Source organism: Spirillospora sp. NPDC048824 (assembly GCF_043198455.1).
Lineage (GTDB): Bacteria > Actinomycetota > Actinomycetes > Streptosporangiales > Streptosporangiaceae > Spirillospora.
Genome location: NZ_JBICUS010000023.1, coordinates 68,364 through 90,739, shown reverse-complemented (window position 1 = coordinate 90,739; position 22,376 = coordinate 68,364). Strand labels below are relative to the sequence as shown.

The window sequence follows — 22,376 nt, the reverse complement described above, 5'->3', positions numbered from 1 at the left end:
GACGGCGCGGGTCCGTTCCCAGATCTCGGTGGGGTTGTGCTCCACCCAGCCCGCCTGCGGCAGGATCTGCTCGTGTTCGAGCTGATGGCGGGCGATCTCGTTGCCGCCGTGATCGAAGATCATGAAGCGGGTGCTCGTGGTGCCCTGGTCGAGCGCTCCGACGAAGTCAGCCATGCGTGGGTTCTCCTGGGATGGGCGGGCGGACGGGGACGGGACGGCTCACGCCGCCTCGTACTCGGGCTCGGGTTTCGCGGGGACCTGGGCGGGCTCGTCCGCGGACGGCAGGAACCGCCCGATGAGCACCTTGTAGAGGCCGGCGCCGAGCACGCCGCCGATGAGCGGTGCGATGATCGGCACCCAGAAGTACAGGTCGCCGTACTGGTCCCGCCACGCGCCGCCGTAGCCGGTGAGGAACGAGGCGAGGCGGGGGCCGAAGTCGCGGGCCGGGTTGATCGCGTACCCGGCGGCGGAGCCGAACGCCATCCCGATCGCCACGACCACGAGGCCGATCAGGAACGGGGCGAGGTTGGCCAGCGGCGGCGAGTTGCGCACGTCGGTGAGGACCTTGATCAGGAAGAGCAGGATGGCGGTGCCGATCACCTGGTCGCGGAACGCGCCCCAGGTGCCGACCGGGAGGGTGCCGTTTCCCGGCAGGGTCGAGAAGACGCCCTGTGTCTTGATCGTGTGGCCGGGGTCGACCTTGGCGAGGATCTCGCTGTAGTTCCAGCGGACGATCAGCGCCGCGACGAACGCCCCCGCGGTCTGCGCGGCGATGTAGGGCGCGGTCCTGCGCCAGGCGAAGTCCTTGAACACGGCGAGGGCGACGGTCACGGCCGGGTTCAGGTGCGCGCCGCTGATGCGGGCCGCGACGTAGACGCCGAGCGTGACGCCGAGGCCCCAGGCCCAGGCGATGCTGTCGTGGTCGCCGAGCTCGGCGCCGGCGACCTGCGCGACGACGCCGACGCCGAAGAGGATGAGGATCATGGTGCCGGCGAACTCGGCTGCGAGCTCGCCGGCGAGCGTGGGGATTCTGGGTCGTTCCGCCATGAGCGCTCCCGGTGGTGCGGGCTGGGTGGTGCAGGGGTGGGTGGTGCTGGGGTGGGCTGATGCGGGGTGGACGCGAGCCCCTTCGAGGCTGGGCAGGACGCTAAGTCGGCCCGGAAAGCCGCACAACGGGACGCTGCCGACAATGTCGAACACTTTCGTCACGGCCCGGCGGCGGTTACCCTCCCCCCTGTGCACCAGATCACAGAATCCGGGCAGTTCGGGGCGAAGATGACGGTGATCGCGGCAGTTGCCGACATTGTCGGCACCCCGCCGTGCGAACTACCATCGGATTCATGCCCGGACCTGTGCAATCGATCGAGCGGGCCGCCGCCATCCTGCGCCTGCTCGCCGCGAGTTCGGGCCGGCTCGGCGTCGGCGAGGTCGCCACGTCCCTGGGCCTCGCCCGGGGCACCGCCCACGGCATCCTCCGCACCCTGGAGCGCGTCGGCTTCGTCGAGCAGGACGGCGGCACCGGCAAGTACCAGCTGGGCGCCGCGCTCCTGCATCTCGGCACCAGCTACCTGGACGTCAACGAACTGCGGTCCCGCGCCATCAACTGGGCCGACGCCCTGGCGTCCCGCAGCGGCGAGGCCGTCCGCATCGGGACCCTGCTGGACGGCCAGGTCCTGGTCGTCCACCACGTGTTCCGCCCGGACGACACGCTCCAGGCCATGGACGTCGGCTCCCTGCTCCCGCTGCACGCCACCGCGCTCGGCAAGGCGCTGCTCGCCCACGACGCCAACGCCGCGGCGTCCATCCGCGACACCGTCCTGGAGTCCTACTGCCGGCGGACCATCACCGATCCGAGAGAACTCGCACGGGCCGCCACCCGGGTCCGGGAGAACGGCTGGGCGGCCGAGACCGAGGAGCTGTCCATCGGGGAGGCGGGCATCGCCGCCCCGATCCGCGGGTACGGGGGACTGGTCGTCGGGGCCATCGGGATCTCCGGCGCGGTCGAGCGGATCTGCGACGCCCGCCGCGTCCCCGAGCCGAGGCTCGTGGCGTTCGTCCGCGACGCGGCCCGCGCGGTCTCCCGGGACCTCGGCGGCTCCCGCTGGTGACGCCCGGCGGGCGGCGCCGGCGGCACCGGTTCGAGGGGGCGCGCGTCCAGGGGGAGAGGGCCGGTCGTGACCGAACGCTACGTGATGTCGATCGACCAGGGCACCACATCGACCCGGTGCATCCTGTTCGACCACGGCGGCCGGCTGGTGTCGGTCGCGCAGCGTGAGCACCGGCAGCACTTCCCTAGGCCCGGCTGGGTCGAGCACGACCCGATGGAGATCTGGCGCAACCTCGAACGCATCGCGCCCGAGGCGCTCGCCCAGGCCGGGGCGTCCACCGGCCAGATCGCGGCCGTCGGGATCGCCAACCAGCGCGAGACGACCGTCCTGTGGGACCGGCTGACCGGTGTGCCGATCGGCCGCGCCATCGTCTGGCAGGACATGCGGACCGGCGCCCTCGTGGACGAGCTGGCCCGCGCCCCCGGCGCCGCGGTCGTCACCGAGCGCAGCGGGCTGCCGCTGGCCACCTACTTCTCGGCGCCGCGCATCCGCTGGCTGCTCGACCACACGCCCGGCCTGCGCGAACGCGCCGAACGCGGCGAGGTCCTGTTCGGCACGATGGAGAGCTGGCTGATCTGGAACCTCAGCGGCGGCGTGGACGGCGGCGTCCACGTCACCGACGTCACCAACGCCGGCCGCACGCTGCTGATGGACCTGCACACGCTGAGCTGGGACGACGGCCTGCTCGACTTCTTCGGCGTCCCGAAGGCGATGCTGCCGGAGATCAGGTCGTCCACCGAGACCTACGGGACGGCCCGCCGCGTGTTCCCCGGCGTCCGCATCGGCGCCGCCCTCGGCGACCAGCAGGCCGCCCTGTTCGGCCAGACGTGCTTCGCCCCGGGCGAGACCAAATGCACCTACGGGACGGGCGCGTTCCTCCTGATGAACACCGGCACCACACCGGTGACGTCGGACAACGGCCTGCTCACCACCGTCGGATACAAGATCGGCGACGAGCCCGCCGTGTACGCCCTGGAGGGGTCGATCGCGATCACCGGCGCACTGGTGCAGTGGTTCCGGGACGGGCTCGGGCTGATCACCACCGCGCCGGAGATCGAGACGCTGGCCCGGTCGGTCGACGACAACGGCGGCTGCTACATCGTCCCGGCGTTCTCCGGCCTGTTCGCCCCGCACTGGCGCAGCGAGGCCCGCGGCATCATCGTCGGCCTGACCTCCTACATCACCAAGGGACACCTGGCGCGGGCGGTGCTGGAGGCGACCGCCTGGCAGACCCGCGAGGTCGTGGACGCGATGAACGCCGACTCGGGGCTGTCCCTCAGGGAACTGAAGGCCGACGGCGGCATGACGTCCGACAACCTCGTCATGCAGATGGTCGCCGACATGCTGAACGTTCCGGTGGCGCGGCCGATGGTGGTCGAGACGGTGTCGCTCGGCGCCGCCTACGCCGCCGGGCTCGCCGTCGGCTACTGGGCCGGGCTCGAAGGGCTGCGCCGCAACTGGCACCGCGCGGCCCGGTGGGTCCCGGCGATGGAGCCGCAGCGGCGCGCCGCCGAGTACGACAACTGGAAACGCGCCGTGGAGCGCACCTTCGACTGGATCCGCGCCGGCGAGGACCCCGCCGCGCAGCCGTGAGCGGCGGGGCTCAGATCCGGTTCCGCTCGATCAGCTGCTTGACGATCACGTTGCGCTGGATCTCGTTCGTCCCCTCGCCGACGATCATGAGCGGGGCGTCGCGGAAGTAGCGTTCGATGTCGAACTCGGTGGAGTAGCCGGCCGCGCCGTGGATGCGGACCGCGTTCAGCGCGATCTGCATCGCCGCCTCGGACGCGTACAGCTTGGCCATGCCCGCCTCCATGTCGCAGCGCTCCCCGGCGTCGAGGCGCGCCGCGGCGTCGAGGGTGAGCAGCCGGGCCGCCCGCAGCTGGGTGGCCATGTCGGCGAGGTAGTTGCCGATGGACTGGTGCTGCCAGATCGGCTTGCCGAACGCCTCCCGTTCCTGGGCGTAGCGCAGGGAGTCCTCCAAGGCGGCGCGTCCCACGCCCAGCGCGCGCGCCGCGACCTGGATCCGGCCCACCTCCAGGCCCCGCATCATCTGGGCGAAGCCGCGTCCCTCCTCGCCGCCGAGCAGCGCGCCGAGGGGCGCCTCGTAGCCGTCGAACGACAGCTCGCAGCTCTCCACGCCCTTGTAGCCGAGCTTGGGCAGGTCGCGGGAGACGCTCAGGCCGGGCCCCTTCTCGACCAGCAGGATGCTGATGCCCCGGTGCCGCGGCGAGGCGCCCGGATCGGTCTTGCACATCAGCGCGATCAGCCCCGACATGCGCGCGTTGGTGATCCACATCTTGGCGCCGTCGACGACGTACCTGTCGCCGTCACGCCGCGCGGCCGTGCTCATCGCCTGCAGGTCCGAGCCGCCGGACGGCTCGGTCAGCGCCATCGTGGCGCGCAGCTCCCCGGTCGCCATCCGGGGCAGGTAGCGGGCCTTCTGCTCTTCGGTGCCGAACACGGCGAGCAGATGCGAGACGACCGTGTGCCCGCCGAACGCCCCGGCGAGGGTCATCCACCCGCGCGCCAGTTCCTCGGTGACCAGCGCGTAGCACGCCTTGGACACGCTCACGTCGCCGTACGGCTCGGGGACGGCGAGCCCGTACACGCCGAGTTCCTTCATGCGGTCGATGAGGTGCGCGGGGTACGTTCCCGCGTGCTCCAGATCCCGGGCGACCGGGCGGACCTCCCGGTCGACGAAGTCGGCGACGACCTCGACGATGGCGCGCTCCTCGTCACTGAGCGTGAACACGACTGCCGCTCTCCCTCTCGCCCTGGTCCATCCGAAGACTATTTCATATATTTGATTTGAAAAGGCGCGGTGTCAATGGCGGCGGAGCCGCGGCCGTCCATAATGTGACGCGGCCGCCATCCCACCACACGGGCGCGCCCCACGGCGTACGGGAGACGATGACAGTGGCACTTTCCGGTGACCGGGCCCTCGGCAGGCGCCGCCACCTGGGCGACGAGGTGGCCGCCTACGTGCGCGAGCTCATCATGTCGGGCCAGGTCGGGCACGGGGAGTTCCTCCGCCTGGAGCGGATCGCCGACGACCTCGGGATCAGCGTCACCCCCGTCCGGGAGGCCCTGCTCTCGCTGCGCGGCGAGGGGTTCGTCACCCTGGAGCCGCGGCGCGGGTTCATGCCGGCCCCGCTGACCCGGCAGGACGTCCAGGACCTGTTCGAGGCGCAGGCGTACTTCGCCGGCGAGCTGGCCGCCCGCGCCGCCGAGAAGGTCACCGACGCGGAGCTGGAGTCGCTCGGCCGGACGCAGGCGCTGCTGGAACAGGCCTCCAGGGCCAAGGACTCCGAGGCCATCGAGCGCGCCAACCACCAGTTCCACCGCGTGATCAACCTGTGCGCCGACTCGCCCAAGACGGCGTGGCTGCTGCGGCTCGTGGTGCGGTACGCGCCGCGCCGCTTCTACTCCAGCATCCAGGGCTGGAGCCAGGCGTCGGTCGACGACCACCACCTCGTCCTGGCCGCGCTCCGCACCGGGGACGCGGACGCCGCCCGGCAGGCGATGCGCGCCCACATCCGGCACGCGGGCACGCTGCTGGTCGTGCACCTGGAGGGGCAGGGCTTCTGGGACGGCCGGCAAGGGTGACGTACGCGTACCCCTTCTCTTCGCTCGACCGCCCCCATATCGTATAAAAAATTCCCAGGAGGTTTGATGGACCGGGACTCCGAGAGGAACGGAACGTGAGCAGGCTGCAGCAGACCCACGGGCTGACGGACGAGCAGCGGGAGATCATCGCGACCGTGCGCGCGTTCACCGAGAAGGAGATCATTCCGGTCGCCGCCGAACTGGAGCGCGCCGACGAGTACCCGCACGCGATCGTGGACGGCATGAAGGACCTCGGGCTCTTCGGCCTCATGATCGGCGAGGAGCACGGCGGGCTCGGCGAGTCGCTGCTGACCTACGCGCTGGCCGTCGAGGAGCTGGCGCGGGGCTGGATGAGCGTGTCCGGCATCATCAACACCCACTTCATCGTCGCCTGGATGATCACCCAGCACGGAACGGCCGCGCAGAAGGCGCACTACCTGCCGAAGATGGCGACCGGCGAGATCCGGGGCGCGTTCTCGATGTCGGAGCCCGGCTGCGGCTCGGACGTCTCGGCCATCACGACCCGCGCCGTCCCGGACGGCGACCACCACGTCATCGACGGCCGGAAGATGTGGCTGACGAACGGCGCCTCGGCCAACCTCGTCGCCACCCTCGTCAAGACCGACCCGGACGCGGGCCACCGGGGCATGACCACGTTCCTCATCGACAAGACCCCCGGCTTCGGCGAGGTCGCGCCCGGCCTCACCGTCCCCGGCAAGATCGGGAAGCTGGGCTACAAGGGCATCGACACCACCGAGCTGCTCTTCGACTCCCACCGCGTCCCGTCCGCGCAGATCCTCGGCGGAACGCCCGGCCGCGGCTTCTACCAGATGATGGACGGCGTCGAGGTCGGCCGCGTGAACGTCGCCGCGCGGGCGTGCGGCGTCGCGAAACGCGCCTACGAGCTGGCGATCGGCTACGCGCGGCAGCGCGAGACGTTCGGCAGGCCCATCGCCGAGCACCAGGCCGTCCTGTTCCGCCTCGCGGAGATGGCCACCAAGATCGAGGCCGCGCACCAGATGGTGGTGATGGCGGCGCGGCGCAAGGACTCCGGCGAGCGCAACGACCTGGAGGCGGGCATGGCCAAGTACCTCGCCGGCGAGTACTGCAAGGAGGTCGTGGAGGACGCCTTCCGCATCCACGGCGGCTACGCCTACTCCACCGAGTACGAGATCGAGCGCCTCTACCGCGAGGCCCCGATGCTGCTGATCGGCGAGGGCACCGCCGACATCCAGAAGATGATCATCGGCCGCCGGCTGCTGGAGGACTGACCGCCGCCGGACGATCATGGCGGCCGCGGGCGGCGGATATCGTGGCGGCATGGCAAGCCCGACCCCCGCGGCCGCTCCCGGCCGCCGCCGCGCCGAGCTGCGCGACTTCCTGCGGACCCGCCGCGCCCGGCTCGACCCGTCCGACGTCGGCATGCCCGCCGGGGCACGGCGCCGGACGCCGGGCCTGCGCCGCGAGGAGGTCGCCGTCCTGGCCGGCGTCGGGGTGTCCTGGTACACGTGGCTGGAGCAGGGCCGGGACATCACGGTGTCCGGTGCGGTGCTGGACGCGATCAGCCGGGCCCTGCGGCTGGACGGCGCCGAGCGCGAGCACCTGTACCTGCTGGCCGGCCTCAACCCGCCCAGGGCCGCGGGGGACCTGGCCGCCCCGGTCACACCGGAGCTCCGGCGGCTCCTGGACGCCTGGGCGCCGCGCCCGGCCTACATCCGCGAGCGGCACTGGAACCTCATCGCGTTCAACGATGCCGCCCGCGAGGTGTTCGGGTACGGCGACACCGACCACAACTGCCTGGTCACGTTCTTCACGAGCGTCCGTTACCGGTCCCTGCACGTGCACTGGACCGCGGTGGCGCCCGACGTCGTGGGGCGCTTCCGCGCCGACGCCGCCCGCTTCCCCGACGACCCCGAGTTCGCCCGGATCGCCGAGGACTTGCTGTCGGTCAGCCCGGAGTTCGCGGAGCTGTGGGCCCGGCACGAGGTCAGCGCGCGGACGCAGGCGGTCAAGGCGATCCGGCATCCGGAGGCCGGTGAGATGATCTTCGATGCGACGGTGCTGCCGGTGGCCGACCGTCCCGGGCACGACCTCGTCCTGTACAACCCGCAGCCGGAGACGGGAACGCGGGAGCGCCTCGAACGCCTCACGGCCCGGCGCGGCCTGGCCGCCGCAGGCTGACCCGCGAGGGTGGTGGTGGCGGACCCACGATAAGCGGACTCTGCCGCCCCGCCGGAAAGGCCGGGACGATCGTCGGCATGACACACAACTCGCGCTTCACGGACAAGGTCGCACTGATCACCGGCGGGACGAGCGGGATGGGCCTGGCCACCGCCCGCCGCCTGCTGGACGAGGGCGCCTCGGTCGTCGTCACCGGACGCGACCGGGCGCGCCTCGACGCGGCCGCCAAGGAACTGGACGGCGGTGACCGGCTCCTCGCGGTCCGCGCCGACGCGGCGAGCCTGCCGGACCTGGACGCGCTCATGGAGACCGTCCGGGACCGGCACGGCCGCCTGGACGTCGTCTTCGCGAATGCGGGGATCGCCCTGTTCGGCCCGGCCGCCGAGATGACCGAGGCCGACTTCGACCACGCCGTGGACGTCAACTTCAAGGGCGTCTTCTTCACCGTCCAGAAGGCGCTGCCGCTGCTGGCCGCGGACGCCGCGGTCGTGATCAACGCGTCGTGGACGATGCACCGCGGTCTGCCGGTCGGCTCGGTGTACTCGGCGACGAAGGCCGCCGTGCAGAGCCTGACCCGCACCCTCGCCGCCGAACTCGGCCCGCGGGGAGTCCGCGTCAACTCGGTCAGCCCCGGGTACATCGACACGCCGATGTACCGCGGCGCCGTACCCGAGGAGGAGGCGGACGGGATCCGCGCGCAGGTCGCGTCCGGCCGGATCGGCACGTCCGAGGAGGTGGCGGGCGTCGTCGCGTTCCTCGCCTCGGCGGACGCCGGGTACGTCAACGGGCAGGACCTCATCGTGGACGGCGGGCTCGTCGCCGCCGTCCCCGGACCTTACCGCCTGACCACGGCACAGGCCTGAGAACACCTTCCAAAGAAAAGGACGGAACATGAGGACACGTGAATTCGCCGGGGCGCCGGTCGGTGCGGTCGGGCTCGGCTGCATGGGGATGAGCTGGGCCTACACCGAGTCGGAACGGGACGACGCGGCGTCGGTCGCGCTGATCCGCGAGGCCCTCGACCTCGGCGTCACGTTCCTGGACACCGCGCAGCCCTACGGCGACGGCCACAACGAGACGCTCGTCGGCCGGGCGCTCGCCGGACGCAGGGACGAGGCGGTCGTCGCCACCAAGACGGGCCTGGTCATCGAGAGCATGGCGACCAGGAAGATCGTCCGGAGGGGTACACCCGAGCACGCCAAGGCGTCCGCCGAGGACAGCCTGCGCCGCCTCGGCACGGACGTGATCGACCTGTACTACCTGCACCGCGTCGACCCGGACGTGCCGCTGGCCGACACGTGGGGCGCGATGGCCGAGCTGGTCGCCGAGGGAAAGGTCCGGAGGCTGGGCCTGTCGGAGGTCGGCGTCGCGCAGGCCGCGGAGGCGCACGCGATCCACCCGGTGGCGGCGATCCAGTCGGAGCTGTCGCTGTGGACCCGCGACCCGCTGGGCGCGCCCGGCGGGCGCGCGGGCACCCTGCCCGGCGACGCCTCCGGCGGAGAGGGGCCGGGGGACGTGGTCGGCTGGTGCGCCGCCAACGGCGCCGCGTTCGTGCCGTTCTCTCCGCTCGGCCGCGGCTTCCTCACCGGGACGGTCACCTCCGCCGACTTCGAGGACACCGACTTCAGGGGCGGCAACCCGCGCTTCCAGCCGGACGCGCTCAACGCCAACCTGCGCATCGTCGACGTCGTCAAGGCGGTCGCCGGGCGGCACGGCGCCACCGCGGCGCAGGTCGCCATCGCCTGGACGCTGGCGCAGGGCGAACACGTCATCCCGATCCCCGGCACCAAGAAGCGGCGGTACCTGAGCGACAACGCGGGCGCCGCCGACCTCGACCTCACCGAGGCCGACCTGGCCGAACTGGACGGCGTGCCGGCGCCCGTCGGGGGACGCTACTGACGCGGACGCCGCCGCCGTTCCCCGCCGCCGTCGCCGTACCGCCGCACGGTGACGGACTCGTGATCGGAAAGGTGATCGAAACGGGCCTTCCTGTGGTTCGCTTTACCCAAGGAGAAAAGGGTGGGGCATGTGAGCAGTGACGAGCAGGTGCCCTCGGGCATCGACCCGAACGTTCCGAGCGTCGCGCGGATGTACGACTACTACCTGGGCGGCAAGGACAACTACCTCGCCGACCGGGAGGCCGCGGACAAGGTCATCGCCATCAGCAGGGAGGTCGGCAACGACGTCCGGCTGGCGGCCCGCGCCAACCGCGCCTTCCTCGGCCGCGCCGTGACGATGCTGACCGGCCTCGGCATCCGGCAGTTCGTCGACATCGGCACCGGGCTGCCCACCCAGGAGAACGTGCACCAGGTCGTGCTGCGCGAGGCCCCGGACGCGCAGATCGTCTACGTCGACAACGACCCGATCGTGCTCGTCCACGCGCGGGCGCTGCTCGCCGACAATCCGCGGACCGTGGTTCTGGAGGGCGATCTGCGCGACCCGGAGGCGCTGCTCGCCGACCCCGCGCTGCGCTCCCGGATCGACTTCGACCAGCCCATCGCCTTGATCATGTGCGCCATCCTGCAGTTCGTCTCCGATGACGCGGACGTCACGCGGATCACCCGCCGTCTGTGCGAGAGCCTGCCGTCCGGCAGCCACGTGATCATCTCGCACGTCTTCCCCGGAGAGGGACACGACGACGAGCTGGCCGGGGTCGACGGCCTCTACAGCCGGACCACGGCGGGGGGCTTCACGTTCCGCAGCCGCGCGCAGATCGGCTCGCTGTTCGCGGGGGCCGAGCTGCTGCCGCCCGGCCTGGCGCCCGTCGAGGACTGGCGGCAGGACGGCGGCGGGGACTTCGACTTCGGCAGGGCGACCTACCTCGGCGGGGTCGCCCGCGTCCGCTGACCCTGCCGGATCGGTCCGTCGGCCGCGTCAGGTACGAACCCGCACCAGGTACGAGCTCTGGGCGGCGATCGCCTCCGCCGCCTGCTTCACGATCCCCTCGATCAGGTCACCGCAGCCGGGCAGGTCGTCGATGACGCCGACGACCTGGCCGGACGCCATCACGCCGAGGTCGGGACGGCCGTCCACCATGGCCGCCTTCAGCAGCATCGGCGTGTTGGCGGCCATGAGGACCTGCGACCACGACAGTTCCTTGCCGTGCTTCATCGCCTTCCCGTCGGCGATCATCTCGCGCCATGACATCCCGGTCAGCTTCTTGAATCGGGCGCCGTTGCGCAGCGCCCGCACCAGCCCGCCGACGCGGCCCGAACCCTCCAGGGTGTCGACCAGCTCGCTGCGCAGCACCCGGTGCGGCATCCCGTCCACCTGCCGGGTCACCACGGTCTCGCCGGTCTCCAGATACACGCGCTTGACCGCGTCCGGCACCGAGCTGTCGGACGTCAGCAGGAACCGGGTGCCCATCGCGACGCCCGCCGCCCCGTAGGCCAGGGCGGCGGCGAGGCCGCGTCCGTCGAAGAAGCCGCCGGCGGCGATCACCGGGATGTCCACCGCGTCCACGACCTGCGGCAGCAGCAGCGTCGTGGCGACGGGACCGGTGTGGCCGCCGCCCTCGCCGCCCTGCACCAGGACGGCGTCGGCGCCCCAGCCCGCGACCTTCTCCGCGTGCCGGCGCGCGCCGACCGACGGGATCACCACGAGCCCGGCGTCCTTCAGCTTGGCGATCAGCTCCCTCTTCGGTGCGAGCGCGAACGAGGCGACCTTCACGCCCTCCTTGATCAGGAGGTCGATGCGGTCGCCCGCGTCGCCGGCGTCGGCGCGCAGGTTGACGCCGAACGGCGCGTCCGTGCGGTCCTTGACCTCGTGGATCGCGTCGGCGAGCTGGTCGAGCGTCATCGTCGCCGAGGCGAGGATCCCGAGGCCACCGGCGTTCGCGACGGCGGTGACGAGCCGCGGGCCGGCCACCCAGCCCATGCCGGTCTGGACGACCGGGTGCCGCACGCCGGCCAGCCGCGTCAGCGGGGTGTCGAGCACCTGCTCGCCCATGCCCGCCGCCTGCGGGGGGACGGCCTCCTGCTCTCCCCGGTTCGCTTCGTTCATGCGGGCACTTCCCTCTCTCGCAGACCCTTGGGGTCCAGGACCTCGCGCATGATGCGCAGCTCCTCGCCGCCGGGCAGCCGCGTCTCCGGCACCTCGTCCGGGACGGCCAGTTCGAAGCCCGTGGCGGCCACGACGTCGCCGACGCTCACGCCGGGATGCACCGACCGGAGCCGCATCCGCCTGTCCGGGGTGTCGAAGTCGAGGACGGCGAGGTTGCTCACCACGGCGCGGATCTCGTGCGCGCCCCGGTCCCAGCCGACGCCGCTCACCATGTCGACCTTCTCGGTGAACACCCGCGTCGAGTGCTTCGGCACCCAGTAGCTCGTCGTGTTCAGCAGCGTGTTGCCCGGCCCGCCGCGCACGCCGAGGAGCTGCCGCGCCGGGCGCTCCCAGTCGCCGATGCACGAGATGTTGGTGTTGCCGTGAGCGTCGATCTGGCTCGGCCCCATCACCACGTGCCGCCGCCCGTTGAGGACGAGCCACAGGTGGTCGCGGAACGGCAGCCAGCCCTCGGCCGTCGCCGCTGGTGCGCCGAGCGGGACGGGTTCGGCGCTCAGCGCCGGCCCGCCGTCGGTGGTCAGCAGGTCCGGTTCGAACGTGGCCCGCGCCAGCCGGGACCCCAGCATCGGCACGAACCCGGCGACCGCCGCCGCGACGATCTCGCCGTCGCCCCGGAACAGGTCGGCGCACGCGGCCGCGCAGACCTCGGCCCGCGTGACGGTGCCCGTGGTGCTGCCCGTGGTGCTGCCCGCGGTGTTGCCTGCGGTGCTGCTCGTGGTGCTCATCGGGATTCCTCCTGCCAGACCCGGACGGCGTCCTGGTAGGCGGCCTCGTCGCCGGACAGGAAGCGGTCCTGGAACGCCGCCCACTTGTCCGGGTCGGCCGCCGACTGGGCGTAGAGCTTCTGGAACGCCTCGTCCCGCCCGGCGTCGGGTGCGCAGTCGGTGAAATGCGCCCCGTTGGGCGTCTCCGCGACGCCCGTCACGTGCGACCGGCTGATCAGGAGGGACTGTATCGGCCCCTCCTTGGCGAAGTCGGCGGTGTCGACGAGCCGCTCGCACGACACGTAGGTGCGGTCCGCCGCCTTGGCGAACAGGTCGTCCATGTACGGGTCCGGGCCGAGGTACTGGGCGTTGCCGCGGGCGTCGGCGCGGTTCATGTGCACGAGCGCCACGTCCATCGTCAGGGCCGGGACGGCGACGAGTTCCCGGCCGTCCTCGTACGGCGACCGGATCGTCTTCAGCTCCGGGTTGACCCTCAGCACGTCGGAGCCGAGGCCCACGGGGGTGGGCAGGAACGGCAGCCGGTGCGCCGCCGCGTACAGCCCGAACATGAACATGCCCTCGTCGTACTCGGTCAGCTCGATCGAACCCGACTGCCGCGCCTGCCGGAAATGCGGCTCCAGCGGCACCGTGTCCATCGTCACGAACGCGGTGACGAGCCGCCGGATCTTGCCCGCGGCGCACAGCAGCCCCACGTCCGGCCCGCCGTAGGAGACCACGGTGAGGTCGGTGACGGGGGAGCGGAGGATCGCCCGGACGAGCGCCATCGGCTTGCGCCGCGAGCCCCAGCCGCCGATCCCGATCGTCATGCCGCTCTCCAGCGACCCGGCGACCTCCTCGATGGACAGAACCTTGCTCACTTGGCCCCCTTGGCGACGAAGGCGTCGCGGTGCTCGTCGCCGGCGCCGACGAGGTTGAGCTCGAACGTGAACCCCTGCTCGTAGCGGTAGCTGCGCTTCACGTCGACCGGGTCGATGCCGTTCAGCGACTCCTTGGCGCGCCGGATGACGTACCTGTCCTTCGCGGCGATGTTCGCGGCGACCTCCATGGCCTTGGCGCGCAGCTCGCCGGCCGGGACGACCTCCAGCACCGAGCCGTGGCGGTGCAGCTCGTCCGCCGTGACGTTGCGGCACGTGTAGACCATCGCGCGCATCAGGTGCTGCGGGACGAGCCGCGCGAGGTGGGTGGCGGCGCCGAGCGCGCCCCGGTCGACCTCCGGGAGGCCGAAGTAGGCGTCCTGCGAGGCGACCACGATGTCGGCGTTGCCCACGAGGCCGATCCCGCCGCCGAGGCAGAATCCGTGGACGGCCGCGACGACCGGGACCTCGCAGTCGTAGACGGCGGCGAACGCCGCGTAGCAGCCGCGGTTGGCCCCCACCAGGGCGGCGTGGCCCTCGGTGTTCTGCATCTCCTTGATGTCGACGCCCGCGTTGAAGCCGCGGCCCCCGGCGCGGAGCACGACGGCGCCGACCTCCGGGTCGCGGCCCGCGGCGAGGATCGCGTCGGCCAGTTCGTACCAGCCCGCGACGGTCAGGGCGTTGACCGGCGGAGCGTCCACGACGATCTCGGCGACCCCGTCCAGGGTCGTGGTGGAGACTCCCATGCGCTACCTTTCCACCAAACATTTGTTAGAACAGAAGGTAGCAGAGGCGGACAAGGGAGGCGCTATGCCACGGGAGACGCGATGGCACTGACGCTCGATCTGGGCGGCAAGACCGCCGTGGTCACCGGCGGTGTGCGGGGGGTCGGCGCCGGGATCAGCCGCGCCCTCCTCGAGGCGGGCGCCGATGTCGTCGCGGTGGCCCGGCGCGAGCCGGAGTCGCTTCCGGAGGCGGGCGGCCGGACGGCGAGGTTCGTCTCGCTGGACGCCCGCGACCCGGCCGCCGCGCAGGCCTTCGCGGACGGGCTGGACCGCGCCGACATCCTGGTCAACAACGCCGGCGGCGCCCCGTTCCTGCCGCTCGCCGACGGCGAGCTGCGCACCCACATCAAGATCATCGAACTGAACCTGACCTCGGCGCTGATCATGGCGCGGGCGCTGCGGCCGCGGATGCTGGAGGGCGGCGGCGGCTCCGTCGTCAACATCGGCAGCGTGAGCGGGCAGCGGCCGTCGCCCGGCACCGCCGCCTACGGCGCCGCGAAGGCCGGCCTGCAGAGCCTCACCACGTCCCTGGCCGTCGAGTGGGCGCCGCACATCCGCGTCAACTCCGTGACGGTCGGCATGGTCCGCACCGAGTCGTCGCATCTGCACTACGGCGACGAGGCGGGCATCGCGGCGGTGGAGCGGACCGTCCCGCTCGGCCGCCTCGCCGATCCGTACGACGTCGGCGCCGCCTGCGTGTTCCTCGCGTCCGACCTCGCGTCCTATGTCACCGGGTCGTCGGTGCTCCTGCACGGCGGGGGAGAGCGCCCCGCCTTCCTGGACGCCGCCACCGCCAACAAGCCGTGAACCCCCAACAAGCGTGAGCACAGAAGGAGTCGCGATGATCTGCAAGGACCGGGTGGTCGCCGTCACCGGCGCCGGGCGCGGGCTCGGCCGCGCGCACGCCCTGGAGTTCGCCCGGCAGGGCGCCCTCGTCGTCGTCAACGACCTGGGCGTCGCGCGGGACGGCACCGGCGACGCCTCGGAGGGGCCGGCGCACGACGTCGTCCGGGAGATCGAGGCCCTCGGCGGGCGGGCCGTGGCCAGCACCGACGACATCGCCACCGACGCCGGCGCGGCCGCGCTGGTCGCCGCGGCGACCGGGACGTTCGGGCGGCTGGACACCCTCGTCAACAACGCCGGGTTCCTGCGCGACCGCATGCTGGTCAACCTCGGCGAGGACGAGTGGGACGCCGTCATGCGCGTCCACCTCAAGGGCCACTTCCTGCCGCTCAAGCACGCCGGGCGGTACTGGCGCGCCGAGAGCAAGGCGGGCCGCCCGGTCGACGCCCGGGTCGTCAACACCTCGTCCGGCGCGGGCCTGCTCGGCAGCGTCGGCCAGGGCAACTACTCCGCCGCCAAGGCCGGCATCGTCGGCCTGACGCTCGTCGCGTCCGCCGAACTCGGCCGCTACGGGGTGACGGTCAACGCGATCGCGCCCGCCGCCCGCACCCGGATGACCGAGGAGGTCTTCGCGCAGACGATGGCCGCCCCGGCGGAGGGCGAGTTCGACGCCATGGCGCCGGAGAACGTCTCCCCGCTCGTCGTGTGGCTCGGGTCCGCGCAGTCGCGGGACGTGACCGGACGGGTCTTCGAGGCCGAGGGCGGCAAGATCTGCGTGATGGACGCCTTCCGGCACGGCCCCGCCGCCGACAAGGGCGCCAAGTGGGACCCGGCCGAGGTCGGCGAGATCGTCACGGGCCTCCTCGCGAAGGCCCCGGCCCCCGAACCCGTCTACGGCGCCGGCTGACCGTCTACGGCGCGTCCGGAAGCGGCGAGGGGGCGTCCTCGTCGATCCAGACGAGGAGGACTTCTCTCGCGCGGGCATAGAGGCGGCGGGCGTCCTCGGCGGACGCGAAACGGCCGAGGCCGCCCCCGCCCTCCCCGCAGTCACCGCCTGGTCGGTTCCGAATTGGAGCCCCCAGGCGAGAATGCCGCCGTCGTCCTCCTCGAAGCCGATCCAGCAGAGGGCGAAGCGGCGCGGCGCACACTCGAAGGCCAATTCGGTCGCTTCCTCACGGAGGTCGTGCGGGGTGGAAATCGTCGTCATGCCCCACAGAATGGCGCCGCCCGCTTACTCTGAGTGCGTCTTCGCATCACCTGTGAAGATCTGTGAGATCCACGGTCCCCCGAGTGAAGACGCGGCGACGAGATGAGGGAGTCGGCGATGGCGTCCCGCAAGTCGAGCACCACCACGGTCGCGGGCGGCGCGGCCCTCGCCTACTGGGGCGATGAGCTGTGCTTCTATCGCGAGCAGGCAGGTTTCACCCAGGAGCAGCTCGCCCGCAGGGCCTTCGTGTCACCGTCCCTGATCGGCATGATCGAGAAGGGCAGGCGCGCCCCCAAGCCGGAGCTCATCAAGGCGGCCGACAGGGCCCTCGGCACCGGTGGCGCACTCGCACGCCTCTGGAAGCGCATCATCGACAGCTCCTACCTGGAGTGGTTCCGCCCGTTCGTCGAGGTCGAGTCCGAGGCCACCGCGATGCTGGAGTGGGAGCCGCAAGCCGTGCCCGGCCTGCTCCAGACGGAGGAGTACGCCCGCGCACAGATCCGCAACGGGCGGGTCCGTGACACCGACGAGCAGATCGAACGCCACGTGGCGGCCCGGATGAGGCGCCAGGAAATCCTCAACCGCGACAACCCGCCATACCTGTGGGTCATCCTCGACGAGGCCGTCCTGCGGCGTCCGGTCGGTGGCGCCAAGGTCATGCGCGACCAGTGCGCCTGGCTGGTGCAAGCCTCCGAATCCCCGGACATCGTCATCCAGGTGCTCCCCTTCGCCGCCGGAGGGCATGCGGGGATGAGCGGGCCGATGACCTTGTTCTCGCTTCCGGACCAGAAGGACCTGGCCTACGCTGAGGCATTCGGGGGCGGGCAGATCATCGGAACCGAGGGGGAGGTCGAGGATTGCCGGCTTCGGCTCGACCTCCTGCGCGCGAACGCACTCCCGCCCGACGAATCCGTCCAGATGATGGCAGGGATGATCGGAGGGCCATGAGCGGTGAGATTCGCTGGCGCAAGAGCAGCCGAAGCAGTGATCAGGGCGGCGACTGCGTGGAAGTCGCCCGGCTCACCGCAGCCCAGTGGCGCACGAGCACGCGGAGCAGTGACCAGGGCGGCCAGTGCGTGGAAGTGGCCGGGCTCGGCTGCGCGTGCGCGGAACACGCGCGCTTGATCGCCGTCCGCGACTCCAAGAACCCGGACGGCCCTTCCCTGGCCTTCACACCAGACGCGTGGGACGCCCTCTCCCGCCGTATCAGAACAGGTGCCCTGGACCTCCGCTGACCTGCCGACCCGGTCTTCACAACTTTAGGCCGAACTTCACAGCGTGATCGACCGGGCACGGATTGTCCCCGGGGTGTGCCAAGGTGGAACTCGCCAACCGGCGAACACCCCCCCGGAACAAGGAGGACAGGTAGCATGCCCGTCATGGCGTCGAAGCCCCTCGAGCAGGTCACGCTCGCCGACCTGGCGACCAAGGACGACCTCCAGGACCTGGTCACCAAGGACTATCTCCACCAGGAGCTGAACTCGCTGAAGTCCGAGTTCAAGCACGAGATCGGCTCTGTGCGGCAGGAGATCGGCTCTGTGCGGCAGGAGCTTGGGTCGGCCGTCAATCTGCTCATGGGGGAGATCGGCAAGATCGCCGCCCGGCAGGAGGAGATGAGCGGGGTTCTGGCCCGTGTGGTCGCCCGCCTCGAAGGCACGGACGAGTAGAAGGCACGGACGCGTAACACGTCCGATGTGATGGGCCCCTGGGCAGAGCTCTCCAGGGGCCTCGTTTCGTCTCCTGGGCCGTCAGCGGAGTCGGTCCTTCCCTCAGCCGCACGGGCGGGCTCTGGCGGGCGCCCCACCGTTCCGGCTCCGGGGAGCCGGACGCGAACGGAATGGGGATCCCCGGCGGTGCGTTGTCGGTTTCGGGCCCGCGGAAAAACGATCGCCGCGGTCGCGCGCGGCGGTTACGGTGCGAAGATTGCGGACCCGCCTCCTCGGCCCGGCCCCGGCGGCTTCGGCACCGCGGGGCGGGCCGCGCGGCCCGGGATCCTATTCTTGTCGATGATTATGAGGACGCCTGTGAGATCGCCGCTCGCCGACCTGCGCGCGCGCCTGCCGGAGTTGATGCTGCGCGACCGGCACCGGCTGCGCCGCCGGATCGACGGCGCCGAGAAGATGCGCGACGCCGGGCGGCGCGCCAAGGTCGCCGAAGAGATCACCGCCGACATCGAGGCCGCCGGGCGGCGGGTGGAGCGGCGGCGCCTCGCCGTGCCCGCGATCACCTACCCGGCGCAGCTGCCGGTCGCGCAGAAGAAGGACGACATCCTCGCCGCGATCCGCGACAACCAAGTCGTGATCGTCGCGGGGGAGACGGGCTCCGGCAAGACCACCCAGATCCCCAAGATCTGCCTTGAGCTGGGCCGCGGCGTGCTCGGCTCGATCGGGCACACCCAGCCGCGCCGGCTCGCCGCCCGCACGGTCGCCGACCGCATCGCCGAGGAGCTCGGCACCGAGCTCGGCGACGCCGTCGGCTACAAGGTGCGCTTCACCGACCGCTCCGGCGACGACACGCTCGTCAAGCTGATGACCGACGGCATCCTGCTCGCCGAGATCCAGACCGACCGGCTGCTCCGCCGGTACGACACGCTGATCATCGACGAGGCGCACGAGCGCAGCCTGAACATCGACTTCCTGCTCGGCTACATCAAGGAGATCCTGCCGCGCCGTCCGGACCTCAAGGTGATCATCACCTCGGCGACGATCGATCCGGAGCGGTTCTCCGAGCACTTCGACGGGGCGCCGATCGTGGAGGTGTCGGGGCGCACGTATCCGGTGGAGGTCCGGTACCGGCCCGTCGCCGACCCGGACGACCCGTCCGCCGACCCCGACCGCGACCAGATCCAGGCGATCGTCGACGCCGTGGACGAACTGGGCCGCGAGGACCCCGGCGACGTGCTGGTGTTCCTCAGCGGCGAACGGGAGATCCGCGACACCGCCGACGCGCTGACCAAGCACTTCACCCGGCAGCGCGGAGCGACCGAGGTCCTGCCGCTGTACGCGCGGCTGTCGTCGGCCGAGCAGCACCGGGTGTTCCAGCCGCATCGCGGGCGGCGCGTGGTGCTGGCGACGAACGTCGCCGAGACGTCGCTGACCGTCCCGGGCATCAAGTACGTCGTCGACCCCGGCACGGCCCGGATCTCCCGCTACAGCCACCGCCTGAAGGTGCAGCGGCTCCCGATCGAGCCGGTCTCGCAGGCGTCGGCGAACCAGCGCAAGGGACGCTGCGGCCGCGTGTCCGACGGCGTGTGCATCCGGCTCTACTCCGAGGAGGACTTCGAGTCCCGCCCGGAGTTCACCGATCCGGAGATCCTGCGCACGAACCTCGCGTCGGTCATCCTGCAGATGACGGCCCTCGGGCTCGGCGACATCGCGGCGTTCCCGTTCGTCGAGCCGCCGGACCGCCGCAACGTCAAGGCGGGCGTCGACCTGCTCCACGAGCTGGGCGCCATCGACCCGTCGGAGAAGGACCCCCGCAAGCGGCTCACCCCGCTCGGCCGCAGCCTCGCCCAGCTGCCCGTCGACCCGCGCCTGGGCCGCATGGTCCTGGAGGCCGACAAGAACGGCTGCGTCCGCGAGGTGCTGATCATCGCGTCGGCGCTGTCCATCCAGGACCCGCGGGAGCGTCCCGCCGAGAACCAGCAGGCCGCCGACGACAGGCACCGCCGCTTCGCCGACCCCACGTCCGACTTCCTGGCGTTCCTGAACCTGTGGAACTATTTGCGCGAGCAGCAGCAGGAGCTGTCCGGCAGCGCGTTCCGGCGGATGTGCAAGAGCGAGTTCCTGCACTTCCTGCGCATCCGCGAATGGCAGGACCTGCACGGCCAGCTCAAGCAGGTCGCCAAGTCCCTGGGAGTCACGCTCAACACCACCGACGCCGCACCCGACCGCATCCACACCTCGCTGCTCGCGGGCCTCCTGTCGCACATCGGGCTCGCCGACGTCGACAAGAAGGACAAGCAGCGCCGGGGCCTGGAGTACATCGGCGCGCGCGGCGCGAAGTTCGCCGTGTTCCCCGGGTCGTCGCTGTTCAAGAAGCCGCCGCGCTGGGTCATGTCGGCCGAGCTGGTCGAGACGTCCCGGCTCTGGGGGCGGATCAACGCCCGGATCGAGCCCGAGTGGGTCGAACCGCTCGCACAGCACCTGGTGAAACGCAACTACAGCGAGCCGCACTGGTCGAAGAAGCAGGCCGCGGTCATGGCGCGCGAGAAGGTCACGCTGTACGGGGTGCCGATCGTCGCCGACCGCCGCGTCAACTACGGCCGCATCGACCCCGGGCTGTCCCGCGAGCTGTTCATCCGGCACGCGCTCGTCGAGGGCGACTGGGAGACCCACCACCGGTTCTTCCACGACAACCGCGCCCTGCTGGACGAGGTGGAGGAACTGGAGCACCGGGCCCGGCGCCGCGACATCCTCGTCGACGACGAGACCCTCTTCGACTTCTACGACGAGCGGATCCCCGACGACGTCGTCTCCGGGCGGCACTTCGACTCCTGGTGGAAGAAGGCCCGGCAGGCGGACCCGGACCTCCTCGGGTTCGAGAAGTCGATGCTCATCAACGAGACCGCGGGCGGCGTCAGCGAGGCCGACTATCCGGACGTGTGGAAGCAGGGCGCGCTGCGCCTGCGCCTCACCTACCAGTTCGAGCCGGGCGCCGACGCCGACGGCGTGACCGTGCACGTCCCCGTCCAGGTCCTCAACCAGGTGCGGCCGGACGGGTTCGAGTGGCTCGTCCCCGGCCTGCGCGCCGAGCTGCTCACCGAGCTGATCCGGTCGCTGCCCAAGCAGCTGCGCGTCAACTTCGTCCCGGCGCCCGACTACGCCCGCAAGGTCCTCGACCGCGTCGCGCCGCGCGCCGAGCCGCTCCTGGACGCCCTCGAACGCGAGCTGACCGCGATGACGAGCGTGCCCGTCGCCCGGGAGGCATGGGACCCGTCCCGGCTCCCCGCCCACCTGCGCATCACGTTCCGCGTCGTGGACGACGGCTCCAACGGAGGAGGCCGCACGCTCGGCGAGAGCACCGACCTGGACGAGCTGAAACGCCGCCTCGCGGGCAAGGTCCGCGGGACGCTGTCCAAGGCGGCGTCCACCATCGAACGCTCCGGGCTCACCGACTGGACGATCGGGGAGCTGCCCCGCACCTACGAGCAGAAGCAGGCGGGCTACGACGTCAAGGCGTACCCGGCCCTCACCGACGAGGGCGACGGCGTCGCCGTCCGCATGTACGAGACGGAGGCGGAGCAGCGCCGCGCCATGTGGCTCGGCACGCGGCGGCTCATCCTGCTGAACGCGCCGTCGCCGGTGAAGCTCATCCGGGGCCGGCTCACCAACAAGGGCAAGCTCGCGCTCAGCCACAACCCGCACGGCTCGGTCACCGCGCTCTTCGACGACTGCGTCACCGCCGCCGCCGACCGGCTCATCGCCGGGGCCGGCGGGCCCGCCTGGGACGAGGACGGCTACCGCGCCCTGTACGACCGCGTCCGCGCCGACCTGCACGACGCGACCGCGCAGATCGTCGAGCTGGTCGAACGGATCCTGGCCGAGGCGCACGAGGCCGACCGGCGGCTGCGCGGCACCACGAGCCTCACCCTCGTCCCGGCGCTGACCGAGATTCGCGGCAACCTCGCGGCGCTCATCCATCCCGGGTTCGTCACCGCGACCGGATGGGCGCGGCTGCCCGACCTGCCCCGCTACCTGCGCGCCCTGCAGATCAGGCTCGACAAGCTCCCCGAGAACCCCGGCCGCGACCGGATGCTCGCGCACCAGGTCGGCGTCCTCGCGCAGGAGTACGAGCAGGCGCTGCGCCGCCTGCACCCGTCCCGCCGCGACGACGAGCCCGCGCGGCAGGTCCGCTGGATGCTGGAGGAACTGCGGGTCAGCCTCTTCGCCCAGCAGCTCGGGACGCGGTTCCCCGTCTCCGACAAGCGCATCCGCAAGGCGATGGCCCAGCTCTGACCCGCCCCGGCATGATCGATTGTCGGGTATGACTGGTCTCATGGG

The 22,376-nt window shown here is 71.6% G+C and carries 21 protein-coding genes; 14 read left to right on the top strand and 7 right to left on the bottom strand.

Annotated elements, in window-relative coordinates; all coding sequences use genetic code 11:
- A partial coding sequence (locus ACGFIS_RS33040; RefSeq protein ID WP_392973527.1) for an FGGY family carbohydrate kinase occupies positions 1 to 174 on the bottom strand: 174 nt, incomplete at its 3' end.
- Between the two features lie 45 nt (positions 175 to 219).
- The gene (locus tag ACGFIS_RS33035; RefSeq protein ID WP_392912755.1) at positions 220 to 1,047 is read right to left on the bottom strand and encodes an MIP/aquaporin family protein; all 828 of its coding nucleotides are present in this window, start codon (positions 1,045 to 1,047) and stop codon (positions 220 to 222) included.
- Between the two features lie 293 nt (positions 1,048 to 1,340).
- Between ACGFIS_RS33035 and ACGFIS_RS33030 the strand changes: the two genes are divergently transcribed.
- Both ACGFIS_RS33030 and glpK read left to right on the top strand, forming a co-directional pair.
- Positions 1,341 to 2,108, top strand: a complete 768-nt coding sequence (locus tag ACGFIS_RS33030; RefSeq protein WP_392912753.1) for an IclR family transcriptional regulator — start codon at positions 1,341 to 1,343, stop codon at positions 2,106 to 2,108.
- Positions 2,109 to 2,174: 66 nt separating this feature from the next.
- Positions 2,175 to 3,701 carry a glycerol kinase GlpK gene (glpK, locus tag ACGFIS_RS33025; RefSeq protein WP_392912752.1) on the top strand — a complete coding sequence of 509 codons (1,527 nt, stop codon included), beginning with the start codon at positions 2,175 to 2,177 and terminating at the stop codon, positions 3,699 to 3,701.
- A 10-nt stretch (positions 3,702 to 3,711) separates the two neighbouring features.
- Here glpK and ACGFIS_RS33020 read toward each other — a convergent pair whose 3' ends face one another.
- Complete coding sequence (locus ACGFIS_RS33020) at positions 3,712 to 4,863, bottom strand: acyl-CoA dehydrogenase family protein (RefSeq protein ID WP_392912751.1); 1,152 nt, start codon at positions 4,861 to 4,863, stop codon at positions 3,712 to 3,714.
- A 158-nt stretch (positions 4,864 to 5,021) separates the two neighbouring features.
- On the opposite strand from ACGFIS_RS33020, the gene ACGFIS_RS33015 reads away from it, so the two are divergent.
- From ACGFIS_RS33015 to ACGFIS_RS32990, 6 genes are all read left to right on the top strand, one after another.
- Positions 5,022 to 5,717 (top strand): GntR family transcriptional regulator, encoded by a 696-nt coding sequence (locus ACGFIS_RS33015; RefSeq protein WP_392912750.1) that lies wholly within the window; start codon positions 5,022 to 5,024, stop codon positions 5,715 to 5,717.
- Between the two features lie 95 nt (positions 5,718 to 5,812).
- Positions 5,813 to 6,988: an acyl-CoA dehydrogenase family protein gene (locus ACGFIS_RS33010; RefSeq protein WP_392912749.1), complete on the top strand. Its 1,176-nt coding sequence runs from the start codon at positions 5,813 to 5,815 to the stop codon at positions 6,986 to 6,988.
- Between the two features lie 49 nt (positions 6,989 to 7,037).
- Entirely contained in the window at positions 7,038 to 7,898 is an 861-nt protein-coding gene (locus tag ACGFIS_RS33005; RefSeq protein WP_392912747.1) for a helix-turn-helix transcriptional regulator, read from the top strand.
- A gap of 77 nt (positions 7,899 to 7,975) precedes the next feature.
- The gene (locus ACGFIS_RS33000; protein WP_392912746.1) at positions 7,976 to 8,761 is read left to right on the top strand and encodes a glucose 1-dehydrogenase; all 786 of its coding nucleotides are present in this window, start codon (positions 7,976 to 7,978) and stop codon (positions 8,759 to 8,761) included.
- A gap of 28 nt (positions 8,762 to 8,789) precedes the next feature.
- A complete protein-coding gene (locus tag ACGFIS_RS32995) occupies positions 8,790 to 9,797 on the top strand; it encodes an aldo/keto reductase (RefSeq protein ID WP_392912745.1) in 1,008 nt (335 codons plus the stop codon).
- 129 nt (positions 9,798 to 9,926) lie between these two features.
- Positions 9,927 to 10,745, top strand: coding sequence for an SAM-dependent methyltransferase (locus ACGFIS_RS32990; RefSeq protein WP_392912744.1), 819 nt, complete (start codon positions 9,927 to 9,929; stop codon positions 10,743 to 10,745).
- A 27-nt stretch (positions 10,746 to 10,772) separates the two neighbouring features.
- On the opposite strand, the gene ACGFIS_RS32985 is transcribed toward ACGFIS_RS32990, so the two are convergent.
- From ACGFIS_RS32985 to ACGFIS_RS32970, 4 genes are read right to left on the bottom strand one after another with little or no spacing between them, the layout of a single operon-like run.
- Positions 10,773 to 11,846: an NAD(P)H-dependent flavin oxidoreductase gene (locus ACGFIS_RS32985; RefSeq protein ID WP_392912778.1), complete on the bottom strand. Its 1,074-nt coding sequence runs from the start codon at positions 11,844 to 11,846 to the stop codon at positions 10,773 to 10,775.
- 50 nt (positions 11,847 to 11,896) lie between these two features.
- A complete protein-coding gene (locus ACGFIS_RS32980) occupies positions 11,897 to 12,685 on the bottom strand; it encodes a CoA-transferase subunit beta (RefSeq protein ID WP_392912743.1) in 789 nt (262 codons plus the stop codon).
- On the bottom strand, positions 12,682 to 13,542 hold the full coding sequence (locus tag ACGFIS_RS32975) for a CoA transferase subunit A (RefSeq protein ID WP_392912742.1): 861 nt from the start codon (positions 13,540 to 13,542) through the stop codon (positions 12,682 to 12,684). The genes ACGFIS_RS32980 and ACGFIS_RS32975 overlap by 4 nt, the downstream gene beginning before the upstream one ends.
- A complete protein-coding gene (locus tag ACGFIS_RS32970) occupies positions 13,539 to 14,285 on the bottom strand; it encodes an enoyl-CoA hydratase family protein (RefSeq protein ID WP_392973525.1) in 747 nt (248 codons plus the stop codon). The genes ACGFIS_RS32975 and ACGFIS_RS32970 overlap by 4 nt, the downstream gene beginning before the upstream one ends.
- 81 nt (positions 14,286 to 14,366) lie before the next feature.
- Here ACGFIS_RS32970 and ACGFIS_RS32965 point away from each other — a divergent pair, with 81 nt between their 5' ends.
- The 6 genes from ACGFIS_RS32965 (at position 14,367) to hrpA (ending at position 22,331) form a co-directional block, all read left to right on the top strand.
- Positions 14,367 to 15,131, top strand: a complete 765-nt coding sequence (locus tag ACGFIS_RS32965) for an SDR family oxidoreductase (protein WP_392912740.1) — start codon at positions 14,367 to 14,369, stop codon at positions 15,129 to 15,131.
- Between the two features lie 34 nt (positions 15,132 to 15,165).
- Positions 15,166 to 16,074: an SDR family oxidoreductase gene (locus tag ACGFIS_RS32960; protein WP_392912739.1), complete on the top strand. Its 909-nt coding sequence runs from the start codon at positions 15,166 to 15,168 to the stop codon at positions 16,072 to 16,074.
- Positions 16,075 to 16,491: 417 nt separating this feature from the next.
- Positions 16,492 to 17,322 carry a helix-turn-helix transcriptional regulator gene (locus ACGFIS_RS32955; RefSeq protein ID WP_392912738.1) on the top strand — a complete coding sequence of 277 codons (831 nt, stop codon included), beginning with the start codon at positions 16,492 to 16,494 and terminating at the stop codon, positions 17,320 to 17,322.
- Positions 17,319 to 17,609 (top strand): DUF397 domain-containing protein, encoded by a 291-nt coding sequence (locus ACGFIS_RS32950; protein WP_392912737.1) that lies wholly within the window; start codon positions 17,319 to 17,321, stop codon positions 17,607 to 17,609. The genes ACGFIS_RS32955 and ACGFIS_RS32950 overlap by 4 nt, the downstream gene beginning before the upstream one ends.
- Positions 17,610 to 17,753: 144 nt before the next feature.
- On the top strand, positions 17,754 to 18,041 hold the full coding sequence (locus ACGFIS_RS32945) for a hypothetical protein (RefSeq protein WP_392912735.1): 288 nt from the start codon (positions 17,754 to 17,756) through the stop codon (positions 18,039 to 18,041).
- A gap of 357 nt (positions 18,042 to 18,398) precedes the next feature.
- Positions 18,399 to 22,331 carry an ATP-dependent RNA helicase HrpA gene (gene hrpA, locus ACGFIS_RS32940; RefSeq protein ID WP_392912734.1) on the top strand — a complete coding sequence of 1,311 codons (3,933 nt, stop codon included), beginning with the start codon at positions 18,399 to 18,401 and terminating at the stop codon, positions 22,329 to 22,331.
- The last annotated feature ends 45 nt before the right edge of the window (positions 22,332 to 22,376 follow it).